General features: G+C 68.9%; 11 protein-coding genes. 8 read left to right on the top strand and 3 right to left on the bottom strand.

Going from position 1 to position 13,014, the window contains the following annotated elements:
• Positions 1-21: 21 nt before the first annotated feature.
• From AC1HFW_RS22490 to AC1HFW_RS22480, 3 genes are all read left to right on the top strand, one after another.
• Positions 22-783, top strand: coding sequence for a uracil-DNA glycosylase (locus AC1HFW_RS22490; RefSeq protein ID WP_006391879.1), 762 nt, complete (start codon positions 22-24; stop codon positions 781-783).
• A gap of 278 nt (positions 784-1,061) precedes the next feature.
• Complete coding sequence (locus AC1HFW_RS22485; RefSeq protein ID WP_241075340.1) at positions 1,062-2,864, top strand: DEAD/DEAH box helicase; 1,803 nt, start codon at positions 1,062-1,064, stop codon at positions 2,862-2,864.
• Between the two features lie 87 nt (positions 2,865-2,951).
• Positions 2,952-4,133: a class I SAM-dependent methyltransferase gene (locus AC1HFW_RS22480; protein ID WP_479285265.1), complete on the top strand. Its 1,182-nt coding sequence runs from the start codon at positions 2,952-2,954 to the stop codon at positions 4,131-4,133.
• Between the two features lie 9 nt (positions 4,134-4,142).
• Here AC1HFW_RS22480 and AC1HFW_RS22475 read toward each other — a convergent pair whose 3' ends face one another.
• The 3 genes from AC1HFW_RS22475 to AC1HFW_RS22465 are packed head-to-tail and all read right to left on the bottom strand — an operon-like array spanning position 4,143 to position 7,548.
• Positions 4,143-5,246, bottom strand: coding sequence for a tRNA nucleotidyltransferase/poly(A) polymerase-related protein (locus tag AC1HFW_RS22475; protein WP_479285264.1), 1,104 nt, complete (start codon positions 5,244-5,246; stop codon positions 4,143-4,145).
• The gene (locus tag AC1HFW_RS22470) at positions 5,243-7,369 is read right to left on the bottom strand and encodes a lytic transglycosylase domain-containing protein (protein WP_479285263.1); all 2,127 of its coding nucleotides are present in this window, start codon (positions 7,367-7,369) and stop codon (positions 5,243-5,245) included. Before AC1HFW_RS22470 ends, AC1HFW_RS22475 begins: the two co-directional genes overlap by 4 nt.
• A gap of 17 nt (positions 7,370-7,386) precedes the next feature.
• Complete coding sequence (locus AC1HFW_RS22465; RefSeq protein WP_157146204.1) at positions 7,387-7,548, bottom strand: hypothetical protein; 162 nt, start codon at positions 7,546-7,548, stop codon at positions 7,387-7,389.
• 25 nt (positions 7,549-7,573) lie between these two features.
• Here AC1HFW_RS22465 and AC1HFW_RS22460 point away from each other — a divergent pair, with 25 nt between their 5' ends.
• The 5 genes from AC1HFW_RS22460 (at position 7,574) to AC1HFW_RS22440 (ending at position 12,833) form a co-directional block, all read left to right on the top strand.
• Positions 7,574-8,248, top strand: a complete 675-nt coding sequence (locus AC1HFW_RS22460; protein ID WP_035359701.1) for a 5-formyltetrahydrofolate cyclo-ligase — start codon at positions 7,574-7,576, stop codon at positions 8,246-8,248.
• A gap of 427 nt (positions 8,249-8,675) precedes the next feature.
• On the top strand, positions 8,676-10,106 hold the full coding sequence (locus AC1HFW_RS22455; RefSeq protein ID WP_006391885.1) for a circularly permuted type 2 ATP-grasp protein: 1,431 nt from the start codon (positions 8,676-8,678) through the stop codon (positions 10,104-10,106).
• Between the two features lie 2 nt (positions 10,107-10,108).
• Positions 10,109-11,095, top strand: coding sequence for an alpha-E domain-containing protein (locus AC1HFW_RS22450; protein WP_006391886.1), 987 nt, complete (start codon positions 10,109-10,111; stop codon positions 11,093-11,095).
• A 13-nt stretch (positions 11,096-11,108) separates the two neighbouring features.
• The gene (locus AC1HFW_RS22445) at positions 11,109-11,912 is read left to right on the top strand and encodes a transglutaminase family protein (protein WP_006391887.1); all 804 of its coding nucleotides are present in this window, start codon (positions 11,109-11,111) and stop codon (positions 11,910-11,912) included.
• A 57-nt stretch (positions 11,913-11,969) separates the two neighbouring features.
• Complete coding sequence (locus tag AC1HFW_RS22440; RefSeq protein WP_006391888.1) at positions 11,970-12,833, top strand: proteasome-type protease; 864 nt, start codon at positions 11,970-11,972, stop codon at positions 12,831-12,833.
• The last annotated feature ends 181 nt before the right edge of the window (positions 12,834-13,014 follow it).

The following is a 13,014-nucleotide window of genomic DNA, read 5'->3' as shown; positions in this document are numbered from 1 at the left end:
CGCTGTGCCAAAATCGCGCCCATGCCGATCGACAACCGCCTGATTCCCTCCGCCCTCGCCGCCCAGACGGCGCAATTGCCCGCCGCCTGGCAGGCCGCCCTGCAGGCCCCGCGCGTCGCCGCGGCGCTGGCGGCCGTGACCGCCCACGTGGAAAAGCGCCTGGCCGAAGGCGCGGTGGTCTATCCGGCCGAGCCGTTTCGCGCCCTGCACGGGCTGGCGCCCTCGGATGTGCGGGTGGTGATCCTGGGACAGGACCCGTACCACGGCCCCGGCCAGGCGCAGGGGCTGGCGTTCTCCGTGCCGGACGATTGCAAGCGCCCGCCCAGCCTGCGCAACATCTTCAATGAGATCGCCCAGGAATATCCGGGCACATCGTTGCCGGCCGGCAACGACCTCACACCGTGGACCGAACAGGGCGTGCTGCTGCTGAACACGGCGCTGACGGTGGAAGACGGCCAGCCCGCGTCGCATGCCAAGCGCGGCTGGGAAACGGTGACGGACGCACTGATCGCGCGGGTGGCCGAAGACCCGTCACCCAAGGTGTTCATGCTGTGGGGCGCCCATGCCCAGGCCAAGCAGGCGTTGCTTCCCGACAACAGCGGCCACCTGGTCCTGATGTCGAATCATCCCTCGCCCTTGTCCGCCCGGCGCCCGCCCGTGCCGTTCCTGGGCTGCGGCCATTTCCTGGCGACCAACCGGTGGCTGGCCGACCAAGGGAAAAACCCTATTGATTGGGGGCTGGACAAAAAAACAATTCCCCTGCAAGGCGAATTCGGGTTATGATCGCCGCACTGCACCAAACGAGTTCGGCATTTACCGCCTTGATTTAGCGGAAATTTCAGCAGTCTGCCGGGCAACCAAGCCCAGGCCCATGCCGAACATCATCGATTCCTGACCTCCTTTCCTTTCGCCCTGCGTTCCAAGCAGTATTACGGGAACGCGCCACGCGCACGGTTGATTCGGTCGGCACGATGCTCCATCAACCGTCGCCTGGATCCGGCCGCCTAATCCCCTGGCCCGACCAAGCACTGCGTCGCATTTGATCGCGGCAAGGGAAAGTTATGTCTTTCGAAAACCTGGGCCTCGCGCCCGCTCTGTTGTCGGCCCTGCAAGAAGCTGGCTTCAGCACCCCCACCTCCGTGCAAGCTTCGGCCATTCCGCAAGCGCTGGCCGGCCACGACCTGATGGTGTCCTCGCAGACGGGTAGCGGCAAGACCGCCGCCTTCATGCTGCCGGCCCTGCATCGCATCGCCCAGATGCCCGCCAACAAGGGCGTCGGCGTGCAAGTGCTGGTGCTGGCCCCGACCCGCGAACTGGCCCTGCAAGTCACCGAAGCCACCGCCACCTACGGCCGCAAGCTGGCCGACCTGCGCACCGCCACCGTTGTCGGCGGCATGCCCTACGGCGCCCAACTGAAGGCGCTGTCGCGCCGCGTCGACGTCCTGGTCGCCACGCCGGGCCGCCTGATCGACCACCTGCAAGCCGGCCGCGTCAAGCTCAACACCGTGCACACGCTGGTGCTGGACGAAGCCGACCGCATGCTGGACATGGGCTTCATCGAAGATATCGAAACCATCATCAGCCGCCTGCCGGCCGAACGCCAGACGCTGCTGTTCTCGGCCACCCTGGACGGCACCGTCGCCAAGCTGGCCGCGCGCATGATGCGCGACCCGCAGCGCATCGAGATCGCCGGCGCCAAGGAAAAGCACACCAACATCACGCAGAGCCTGCTGTACGCGGACGACGCCAGCCACAAGATGCAGCTGCTGGACCACGTCCTGCGCGACGCCTCGCTGGACCAGGCCATCGTCTTCACGTCGACCAAGCGCGGCGCCGATGATCTGGCCGACCGCCTGGCCGACCAGGGCTTTGCCGCCGCCGCCCTGCACGGCGACATGAACCAGCGCCAACGCACCCGCACGCTGTCGCAACTGCAACGCGGCCAGCTGCGCATCCTGGTGGCCACCGATGTGGCCGCCCGCGGCATCGACGTGCAAGGCATCAGCCACGCCGTCAACTTCGACCTGCCGATGCAGGCCGAAGACTACGTGCACCGCATCGGCCGTACCGGCCGCGCCGGTCGCAACGGCCTGGCGTTCACGCTGGCCACGCACTCCGAGCGCCACAAGGTGCGCCGCATCGAGCACTACATCGGCCAATCCATCACGCCCGAAGTGATCGCCGGCCTGGAGCCCAAGCGCACCCCGCGTCCCTCGACCGGCGGCGCGCCGCGCGGCGGCAAGCCTTTCGGCAAGCGCCCGGGCGGCTTCGGCGGCGGCTACCAGGGTCACCGTGAAGGCGGTTCGCGTGAAGGCCGTTCGTTCGGCGGCCCGCGTGGCGAATTCAAGCCGCGTGAAGGCGGCTACCAGGGCGCCCGCGAAGGCGGCGCCGGTGGCTACCAAGGCAATCGCCCGTTCGGCGACCGCCCGGCCCGTTCGTTCGGCGATCGTCCGAGCTTCGGTGATCGTCCCCAGCGCGAAGGCGGCTACCAGGGCAATCGTCCCTTCGGCGACCGCCCGCAGCGTGAAGGCGGCTTCCGCGGCGGCGACCGTGATTCGCGTCCGAGCTACAACAACGACCGCGCCAGCTTCGGCGACCGTCCCAGCTTTGGCGACCGCCCGCAGCGCGATCCGCGTCCGTTCAACGAGCGCGCCCCGCGTGAAGGCGGCTTCCGTGGCGGCGACCGCGATTCGCGTCCGAGCTTCAGCGATCGCCCCAGCTTCGGCGACCGTCCGCAACGCGAAGGCGGCTTCCGCGGCGGCGACCGCCCGGAAGGCGGTTTCCGTGACCGTCCCAGCTTCGACAAGCGCCCCGGCGGCCCCGCCAAGCGCTTCAGCAAGCCGGCCGGCGCCCGCCGCGGCTAAGCCCTGATCGGCACCCAACAAACCCCGCGCCTGTCGCGGGGTTTGTTTTTTGGGAAAATGCCTTATTCACGACGCCCTTCTTTCGCCATGCAACGCCCCGCCCCTGCCAACCTGCCCCCGCTCTCCCCCGCCGACCAGGCCCACAGCGACGCTGCCGCCGCGCACCTGCGCGCCGCGATCGCCGCCGCTTCCGGCTGGCTGCCGTTCGATCACTGGATGGCCGAGGCGCTGTATGCGCCGGGGTTGGGCTACTACGCGGCGGGCAACGTCAAACTGGCGCAAGCCGATGCGCGCGCGCCCGCCGGCGATTTCGTCACGGCGCCGCAACTGACGCCGCTGTTCGCGCGCACCCTGGCGCGCCAGGCGGCCCAGGTCCTGCGCCAGACCGACACCCAGACGGTGCTGGAGTTCGGCGCCGGCACCGGCGCGCTGGCCGAAGGCGTGCTGCGCGAGCTGGATGCGCAGGGGCTGCAAGAGACGCAGTACCTGATTCTCGAAGTATCAGCCGACCTGCGCGCGCGCCAGGCCGAGCGGCTGGCGCCGTTCGGCGACCGGGTACGCTGGCTGGACACGCTGCCCACGGACTTTCGCGGTTGCGTGCTGGCCAACGAGGTGCTGGACGCCATGCCGGTATCGCTGTTCCGCTGGAGCGAGGATGGCGCGGTGCTGGAACGCGGCGTGGCGCTGGACGCCGCGCAGGATTTCGTCTGGGAAGACCGGCCGGCCGCGCCGCGCCTGGCCGAGGCGGTGGCGGCGCGCATGCCGGCGCTGCCGGGCTATGTGTCCGAAATCAACCTGCAGGCCGAGGCCTGGATCGATGGCATGAGCGGCTGGCTGGAACAGGGCGCGGCGCTGTTGATCGACTACGGTTTTCCGCGCAGCGAGTACTACCACCCGCAGCGCGCCGGCGGCACGCTGATGTGCCATCTGCGCCACCACGCGCACGGCGATCCGTTCACCGCCCCCGGCCTGCAGGACATCACGGCGCACGTCGACTTCACCGCCATGGCGGACGCGGCGCAGGCGGCCGGCCTGCAAGTGCTGGGCTACACCTCGCAGGCGCGCTTCCTGATGAACGCCGGGCTGATGGAGTTGCTGGCGCAGCTGGATCCAACCGATGCGCAGGCCTACGCGCAGGCGGTGGCGCCCGTGCAAAAGCTGCTGTCGGAAGCCGAGATGGGCGAACTGTTCAAGGTGCTGGCGGTGGGCCGCGGCATCACGCAACCGCTGATCGGCTTTGCCCGCGGCGACCGTCTCGGCAAGCTGTAGGACGCGGCGTCAGGCGGCGCGCAGCCGCTGCAGGCGCGCATCGCGCACGCTCTGCTTGATGCGTGCCGGATCGCCCGCGCAGGCCCGGGCAATGGCGCCGGCATCCACGCCGCGTACCGCCTGCGCGCGTTCGCGCCAGGCGTCGATATCCACCGGCCGCAACACCGCCACCGTTTCCAGCAGATCGAAAAAGCGTTCGGGCTTGCGCAGCGCATCGACCCGCTCCATCAGCGCGAGCTGCGTGTCGGCCTGGTCGGCGCCGGCGGCTTGCGTGGCCTCCAATCCCGCCAACATCTCGGGCAGGAGGCGTGCGTAGTCGTTGCATTCGGTCGGCACGCGCAGGTGCCGGCCCAGGGCCTCACGTTCGGGCGACAGGCGGCACAGCAACGCGTAACGGCCCGGCAAGGACAGCTTGCGGGCGGCCGCGCGATCGACGTCGCCACCCGTTTCCTCGGAGCTCAGCAACTCGGGCATGACGCGCTCCAGCGCGCCGGACTGCCGCAGCACGTCTAGCATGCGCGATGGCGCGGCGGCCATCAGGCCGCGCGAGACTTCTTTCCAGACGCGCTCGGCCACCAGGGCGTCGGCCTCGCCGGCCTCGACCATGCGGCGGCACAGCGCCAGGGTCTCGGGCGCGACGCTGAAGTCGGCGAAACGCGCGGCGAAGCGCGCCAGGCGCAGGATGCGCACCGGGTCTTCCTCGAAGGCTTCGCCCACGTGGCGGAACACATGCGCCCGCACGTCGGCGGCGCCGCCAAGCGGGTCGACCAGTTCGCCGTCCTGCTTCTGCGCGATGGCGTTGACGGTCAGGTCGCGGCGGCGCAGGTCTTCTTCCAGCGTGACGTCGGCGCCGGTGTAGAAGGTAAAGCCCTTGTAGCCACGGCCCGACTTGCGCTCGGTGCGCGCCAGCGCGTATTCCTCTTTGGTCACCGGGTGCAGGAACACCGGGAAATCGCCGCCCACCGGAATGAAGCCGCGCCGCGCCATGTCCTCGGGCGTGGCGCCGACCACCACCCAGTCGTGGTCGCCGGGCGTCAGGCCGAGCAACGCGTCGCGCACCGCTCCGCCCACGATGTAGACCTGCAGGCCCTGCGTTGCCGCATCCCCCGTCATGGCAGGGTGGTGCTTTCCGCGCCCAGCGGCACCACGTTGCCCAGCCGCTCTTTCAGGGACTGCGACTGGCCGCTGAACATGGCGGCGTAGTAGACCGAGTTGGACATCACGTTCTTGACGTAGGTGCGCGTCTCGTTGAACGGGATGGTCTCGGCGAAGATCGCGCCTTCGACCGGATGGTTGAAGGTGGAGCGCCAGTTGTGCGGCCGACGCGGCCCGGCGTTGTAGCCGGCGCTGGCCAGCATCTGCGAGCCGTTCAGGTCGCGCAGCACCATGTTCAGGTAGTTGGTGCCCAGCTCGGTGTTGGTGTCGAAGTCGTTGACGCTGTCGGGCGTGAAGTTGCTCATGCCGATCTTGCCCGCGACCCACTTGGCCGTGGCCGGCATCAGCTGCATCAGGCCGGACGCGCCGACGTGCGAGCGCGCGTCCATGATGAAGCGCGATTCCTGGCGGATCAGGCCATAGACCCAGGCCGGGTCCAGCGCGATGGCGTTGGCCTTGGCGGTGACGCGGCCTTCGAACGGCGCGATGAAGCGCTGGCTGAAATCGAATTCCTTCTCGGTGCGGTCGGACGTGTTGACCACGCGGTCGTAGATGTTCTCGGCGCGCGCCAGTTCGGCGGCGGCGAGCAGCTGGCGATCGCTCATGCCGCGCAGCGCGTAGTTCCATTCGGGCACGGCTTCCTGGCGCCAGCCCAGGCGGAACAGCTGCACGGCGCGGCGCAGGCCGGGATTGGCGCGCGCTTCGGCGATCTCGCTGTCGCTGATGGGCACCGGGCGCGGCGGCACGGTGATGCGGCGGCCCAGTTCCTCGGCGGACAGCTGGCCGTAGAAATCGAAGCGGTCGGCGATGGACGCGTAGGCCGCATTGGCCTGGTCGCGGCGGCCGGTGGCGGCCATGCCGCGCGCCTTCCAGTAGATCCAGGAGGGATCCTGCTGCTGCGCCTGCGGCATCTGGTCGATGGATTCGATGACCCACTTCCAGTCGATCTTCGGTTGGCGCAGCGCGGCGCGCACCTTCCAGCCGGCGTTGTATTCCGTCATGCGGATATGGCCGGCCTCGTGGTACCAGTCGTCGGCGCGGCTGTCCAGGTTGAGCGCGGCCACCAGCGCGTACTGGCCACGGATCCAGGCCAGGTTCGACTTGGCCATGGACTTGGCCCATTCGCGCCGCAGGTAGGAATCGGCGACGTTGATGTCGGAGCGGGCCAGGCGCGCCAGGGCGATGGTGACCAGCTCTTTTTCGTTGCGGCCCACCGGCAGGCGATCCTGCCGCGTCAGCCAGCGCATCGGGTCCTTGATGAGGACGTCGTAGGTCTTCTGGTCGCGCGGCTCGAACATGTACTGCACGAACTTGCGCGCGTCGGTGGTCTTGTTGGCCTCGATGGCATCGCGCAGTTGCGGTTCGAGCTGCTCCCAGCCCAGGACGTTGTCGGCGACCAGCTGGTCGTACAGCGTCCAGCAGGCGCCGCCCGGCGCGAACACGGCCACGGCCTGCGCGGCGGTGGCGCGCTGGCCGGTCATGTGCTTGGCGTTGAGGACGGCGCACTCGACCTGCGCGTTGCTGTTCTTGACCGGCGCAAGCTTGCGCACCAGGTCGAAATCGCCGCTGCGCGCGGCGGCCAGCAGCCAATCGGCGCGCAGGCGGTCGGCCAGGTAGGCGTCGCCGTTGCCGTTGATGAACTTCTGCAGATCGGTGTTGGGCCGGCCGCCCGCGGGCGGGCTCCACAGCTGGTAGCGCAACAGCCAGTATTCGGGGTACATGCCGAGCGTATCGCCCTTGGCCTGCGGCACGAGGGCGCCCAGCACCGACCACTGCTTGCGGTTCATGGCTTCGCGCGCGGCCACCACGGCGGCCAGCGCCGGCGTATCGGCGGTGGGCGGCAGGCCGGCCAGCACGGCCGGCGGCACGGCGATGGCCGGCTGCGGCGCCTGCGCGGCGGGTTGCGGCTGGGGACTGACGGCCGCGGTGCGCTGCTGGGCGTCGACCGGCGCGCACGCGGCGGTGAACAGCGCCAGCAAGGGCAGCCAGCGGCGCAGGCCGGCACGGGCGTCGGCGCCACGCGGGGATTTCCCGCCGGTTTTCTGATACCGTCCGGATTGCGGGGCCCGGACTGCCGTCATGGGGTTGCGCGCGGCCTTCATGCGCGGACCTTGCCGGCGGCTTGCGGGTCGGCGCAGTGATAGGCGCAAAGACAGGCGTGGTGATACGCGCGGTTGTTGGCGCGGCCGCCGCTGCGGTGGCTCGCGCGCAGGTTCGCGCCGTTGTACGTGTTATCGCTGACCCGCATTGTCGCCTTCATTTTTCACCCCTGTTACAGCTACCGCATGACTACGCAAAATACTCCAGAGGATACCGCAAGCCAGCTACGCACGCGATTGCGGAAACTGCGTGCCGAACTGCCCGAAGACCAGCGCAGTCGCGGCGGCCTGCTGATGCGCGCGCGCCTGTTCACCTGGCTCAACGTGGCCCGCGACGAAGCCGCCCGCGCCGGCCGTCCCGCCCCCCGCACCGTGGCCGCCTTCTGGCCCATGGAAGACGAACCCGACCTGCGTCCGCTGCTGGAGCAATGGACGGAAAACGGTGTCACGGTGGCGCTGCCGGTGGTGCGTGAACGCAACGCGCCCCTGGCCTTCCTGCCCTGGACGCCCGAGGCCGAACTGCGCGCCGGCCCCTACGGCATCCAGGAACCGGTGCACGGCGCCGAGGTGCTGCCCGACGTGCTGCTGGTGCCCACCCTGGGTTACACCGAATCCGCCGACCGCCTGGGTTACGGCGGCGGCTACTACGACCGCACCCTGGCGGCGCTGCGCGAACGCGGCCATGCCTTCACCGCCATCGGCGTGGCCTGGAGCTGCGGCGAGCTGGATGCCGACTACGAGCCGGCCGCGCATGACTTCCGCCTGGACGCCGTCATCACCCCGGACGGCTGGGTGCCGCATGTGCCCAACGAGCAACCGGGCCCCGGCGGCACCACGCTGCACCACTACACCCTGCGCTGACGCACCAGTCTCGCCCAAGGGCTTGCACCAAAACGGTGCAAGCCCTATGATCTGCCCCTGATATTGCCGATTGCCGCCTTGCGCGGCGTCCCCCGCGGGTAGCCCCCGCCTCGCCCACGCGGCCCCGCCGCGGCCCGTCCGCCCTGTCGCCGCGACCCCGCGCCGCCAGGATTCCGACCCGTTTCACCCTGGCGTCACCGCCATTCACCCCCAAGCGGGGCTTGCCGTCCCGCTTGCGCCACCGAGCCCGCCGTTCATCCGGAGGGTAGCCATCCGCCGCCGACGAGAGGATATTTACCTCCAGGGCGGCGCCCGCGCGCCCCTGCCCAAGCTGGCATGCGGGTTGCTTATTCAGTCAGACCGGTCCTGCACGGACCGGACAACGGCCGCGCCCAAGCCGGCCGTCAGCATCTGCAACGGAGGAGCCATGAAGGACAGATCATCCCGTCCCGCCGCCTATGACGAAATGCGCGACAGCGCCGGCGGCATACGCTCCCATTACCAGGCCTTCGAGCGCTGGCACCAGGAGCAATCGGCGGAAGCCATGGCGGCGCGCCGCCTGGAAGCCGACCTGAGTTTCCGGCGGGTCGGCATCACCTTTTCGGTGGCCGGCGACGCCGCCGGCACCGAACGCCTGATCCCGTTCGACATGATCCCGCGCATCATCCCCGCCGACGAGTGGCGCCGCCTGGAAGCCGGCCTGAAGCAGCGCGTGCGGGCGCTGAACATGTTCATCCACGACATCTACCACGGCCATGACATCGTCCGCGCCGGCGTGGTGCCGGCCGAGCAGGTGTTCCTGAACGCCCAGTACCGCCCCGAGATGCAGGACGTGGACGTGGCCGAGGACATCTACTGCCACATCGCCGGGGTCGACATCGTGCGCGCCGGCGCTGGCGAGTTCTACGTGCTGGAAGACAACCTGCGGGTGCCGTCCGGCGTGTCGTACATGCTGGAGAACCGCAAGATGTCGATGCGGCTGATGCCCGCCGCGTTCAGCCGCATCAAGGTCGAGCCGGTGGCGCACTATCCCGACCTGCTGCTGGACAACCTGCGCGAAGTGGCGCCGCATGGCGGCGACGATCCCACCGTGGTGGTGCTGACGCCGGGCATGTACAACTCGGCCTACTTCGAGCATGCGTTCCTGGCGCAGCAGATGGGCGTGGAACTGGTGGAAGGCCAGGACCTGTTCGTCGAGCAGAACACGGTGTACATGCGCACCACGCAGGGGCCGCGCAAGGTCGACGTGATCTACCGCCGGCTGGATGACGACTTCCTCGATCCGCTGTCGTTCCGCGCCGATTCGGCGCTGGGGGTGCCCGGCCTGCTGTCGGTGTACCGCGCCGGCCGCGTGACGCTGGCCAACGCCATCGGCACCGGCATCGCCGACGACAAGTCCACCTACCTCTACGTGCCGGACATGATCCGCTTCTACCTGAGCGAAGAACCGATCCTGTCGAACGTGCCCACCTGGCGCTGCGGACGGCCGGAGGAACTGTCGCACGTGCTGGCCAACATGCACGACCTGGTGGTCAAGGAAGTGCATGGCGCCGGCGGCTACGGCATGCTGGTCGGCCCGTCGGCCACGCGCGCCGAGGTCGAGTCGTTCAAGGACCGGGTACGCGCCAACCCCGCCAACTACATCGCGCAACCGACGCTGGCGCTGTCCACGGTGCCGACCTATGTCGAGTCCGGCGTGGCGCCGCGCCACGTCGATCTGCGCCCCTACGTGCTGTGCGGCAAGGACATCCGCACCGTGCCGGGCGGCCTGTGCCGCGTGGCGCTGACCGAAGGCTCGCTGGTGGTCAACAGCAGCCAGGGCGGCGGCACCAAGGACACCTGGGTCCTGGAGGAATAACGATGCTGAGCCGAACCGCCGACAACCTGTTCTGGATGTGCCGCTACACCGAGCGCGCCGAGAACACCGCCCGCATGCTGGACGTGAACCTGCAGATGTCGCTGCTGCCGCAGGACGCGCAGACCCGCGAAGGCTCGTGGAACGCCGTGCTGCGCATCTCCGAACTGCAACGGCTTTACCATGCCAAACATACCGTGGTGTCGCCGCAGGACGTGCTGCAATACATGGTGCGCGACGCCGAGAACCCCTCGTCCATCTACAGCTGCATGCGCGCCGCCCGCGAGAACGCCCGCGCCGTGCGCGGCAGCCTCACCACCGAAGTCTGGGAGACCTACAACACCACCTGGCTGGAACTGCTCAAGCACCTGCACACCGGCCTGCTGGAACGCAACCCGGGCGAATTCTTCGAGTGGGTCAAGTTCCGCTCGCACCTGGCGCGCGGCGTCACCATCGGCACCATGCTGGAAGACGAGGCGCTGTACTTCCTGCGCATCGGCATGCACCTGGAACGCGCCGACAACACCGCGCGCATGCTGGACGTGAAGTTCCACGAACACGACGGCAACGGCACGCCGCAGCAGCAACAGGAGGGCCGCGCCGACGGTCAAGCGCCGAGCGCGCTGCAGAGCGAGTTCTACCGCTGGTCGGCGCTGCTCAGCTCGGTGTCGGGGCTGGAGATCTACCGCAAGGTCTACCGCGACGTGATCACGCCCGACCGCGTGGCCGAGCTGCTGATCCTGCATCCGGACATGCCGCGTTCGCTGCTGGCGGCGATGCGCGCGGTGGCCGACGACCTGGCGCGCGTCTCGAACCAGCGCTCGACCGAGACCGAACGGCGCGCCGGCATGCTGTGCGCCGAGCTGCAGTTCGGCCGCGTCGAAGACATTCTGCATAACGGACTGCACCAGTACCTGGAGCACTTCCTGGACCGCATCAACGACCTGGGCAACCGCATCAGCCAGGACTTCCTGGTGCCGCTGTCGGCATGACAAGGAGACAGGCATGAAACAGATCATCACGCACGTCACGCACTACCGCTACACGGCACCCGTCACCTACAGCATCCAGACCTTGCGGCTGACGCCGCGCGACGACGAGCACCAGCGCGTGCTGCGCTGGCACATCGAGGCGCCCGGCGCGCTCGAGCAGCAGGTGGACGCCTACGGCAACATCACCCACACGCTGACGCTGAACCGTCCGCACACCGAGATCGAGCTGCGCGTGGTCGGGCAGGTGCTGGTCGGCTCGCTCGCGCAGGGCGCGCTGGGCGGCGAGGACAGCCGCCTGCCCGTGCACGCCTACTGCGTGCAGACGCCGCTGACGCTGGCCGACGACACCATCCAGTCCTTCGCCCGCGACGTGCTGCCGGACGGCCTGAACGCGCCCGCCGATGTGCTGACGCTGGCCGGCGCCATCTGCGACCGGGTGGCCTACGAACCCGGCACCACCGACGTCACCACCGCCGCCGGCCAGGTGCTGGCGCTGGGCCATGGCGTCTGCCAGGACCATGCCCACCTGTTCCTGGCCTGCGTGCGCGGCCTGGGCGTGCCGGCCCGCTACGTCAGCGGCTACCTGTACACCACCGCCGAACACGCCGCCAGCCACGCCTGGGCCGACGTCTGGCTACCCGGCGTCGGCTGGACCAGCGTGGACATCACCAATCGCCAGTTCGCGTCCGATTGCCACTGCCGCCTGGCGGTGGGACGCGACTACGACTCGGCCTCGCCGGTCCGTGGCGTGCGCACCGGCGGCGGCGATGAATCCATGGAGATCAGCGTGCAGGTCCAGACCGCCTCGCAGCAATAAACCCCGCTCGGCCACGCCGCAATACAATGGCGGCGTGGTTTCTCCTTTTTTTCGATCATGACCTACTGCGTTGCAGCCCGCCTCGATTCCGGCCTGGTGTTCCTGTCCGACTCCCGCACCAATGCGGGGGTCGACCAGATCAGCGTGTTCCGCAAGATGACCGTCTTCGAGCGTCCGGGCGAACGCATGATGGTGCTGATGACCTCCGGCAACCTGGCCGTCAGCCAGGCCGTGCTGAACGCGCTGGCGCGCCAGCATGACGAGGGCGGCGAAACCGTCTGGAACGCGCCCGACATGTTCGAGGCCACCCGCCGGGTTGGCGCCGCGGTGCGCGCGGTCTACCAGCGCGAGGCCGCGGCCCTGCACGAACAGGGCGTGGACTTCAACGTCAGCCTGATCTTCGGCGGCCAGATCGGCGCCGAGCGCTGCCGCCTGTTCCAGGTGTATTCGGCCGGCAATTTCATCGAGGCCGGCTCCGAATGCCCGTACTTCCAGATCGGCGAGGCCAAGTACGGCAAGCCCATCCTGGACCGCGTGCTGCGCCCCGACACCTCGCTGGACGAGGCCGCCAAGTGCGCGCTGATCTCGATGGATTCGACGCTGCGCTCGAACATCTCGGTCGGCCTGCCGCTGGATCTGCTGGTGTACGACACCCACGCGCTGCGCGTCACGCACTTCGCCAGCATCGACGAGCACAACGAGTATTTCCGCATGATCCGCGGCACCTGGGGCGAACGCCTGCGCCAGGTGTTCGCCGAAATCCCGGACCCGCTCTGGGCCAGCCCCGAGGATCCCGCCTCGCTGGTCCCCGCCAGCCGCGTCCATCAACCGCTGCGCGCCGAACCGGTGGACGTGCCGCAGGCGGTGTATCCCGCGCCGCAGGTGCTGGCGGAAGATCCGGGGAAGGATCAGCCCAGCTAGGGGACTGGCGAACCGCGCCAGGGTCTAGCGAATCAGTCCTGTATTTTTGAATACGCCCGTCTGCAATCGACGTTTTCCGCCATGATGCTTGCGGGCGCTCTTCGGCTGGCTTACACTGCTTTCAACGCATGTGAAATTTCACATGCCCACCTTCCGAAGCCCGCATGCAAGCAATTGCTGC

This window comes from Achromobacter sp. ISS7 (assembly GCF_056523125.1).
Note: the sequence above shows the minus strand (reverse complement) of the source record. Positions and strands in the feature narration are given on the sequence as shown.

Excerpts from the sequence above, each read along its gene's own strand:
- AC1HFW_RS22490 (WP_006391879.1), top strand. The coding sequence starts at position 22 with ATGCCGATCGACAACCGCCTGATTCCCTCCGCCCTCGCCGCCCAGACG.
- AC1HFW_RS22485 (WP_241075340.1), top strand. The coding sequence starts at position 1,062 with ATGTCTTTCGAAAACCTGGGCCTCGCGCCCGCTCTGTTGTCGGCCCTG.
- AC1HFW_RS22480 (WP_479285265.1), top strand. The coding sequence starts at position 2,952 with ATGCAACGCCCCGCCCCTGCCAACCTGCCCCCGCTCTCCCCCGCCGAC.
- AC1HFW_RS22475 (WP_479285264.1), bottom strand. The coding sequence starts at position 5,246 with ATGACGGGGGATGCGGCAACGCAGGGCCTGCAGGTCTACATCGTGGGC.
- AC1HFW_RS22470 (WP_479285263.1), bottom strand. The coding sequence starts at position 7,369 with ATGACGGCAGTCCGGGCCCCGCAATCCGGACGGTATCAGAAAACCGGC.
- AC1HFW_RS22465 (WP_157146204.1), bottom strand. The coding sequence starts at position 7,548 with ATGAAGGCGACAATGCGGGTCAGCGATAACACGTACAACGGCGCGAAC.
- AC1HFW_RS22460 (WP_035359701.1), top strand. The coding sequence starts at position 7,574 with ATGACTACGCAAAATACTCCAGAGGATACCGCAAGCCAGCTACGCACG.
- AC1HFW_RS22455 (WP_006391885.1), top strand. The coding sequence starts at position 8,676 with ATGAAGGACAGATCATCCCGTCCCGCCGCCTATGACGAAATGCGCGAC.
- AC1HFW_RS22450 (WP_006391886.1), top strand. The coding sequence starts at position 10,109 with ATGCTGAGCCGAACCGCCGACAACCTGTTCTGGATGTGCCGCTACACC.
- AC1HFW_RS22445 (WP_006391887.1), top strand. The coding sequence starts at position 11,109 with ATGAAACAGATCATCACGCACGTCACGCACTACCGCTACACGGCACCC.
- AC1HFW_RS22440 (WP_006391888.1), top strand. The coding sequence starts at position 11,970 with ATGACCTACTGCGTTGCAGCCCGCCTCGATTCCGGCCTGGTGTTCCTG.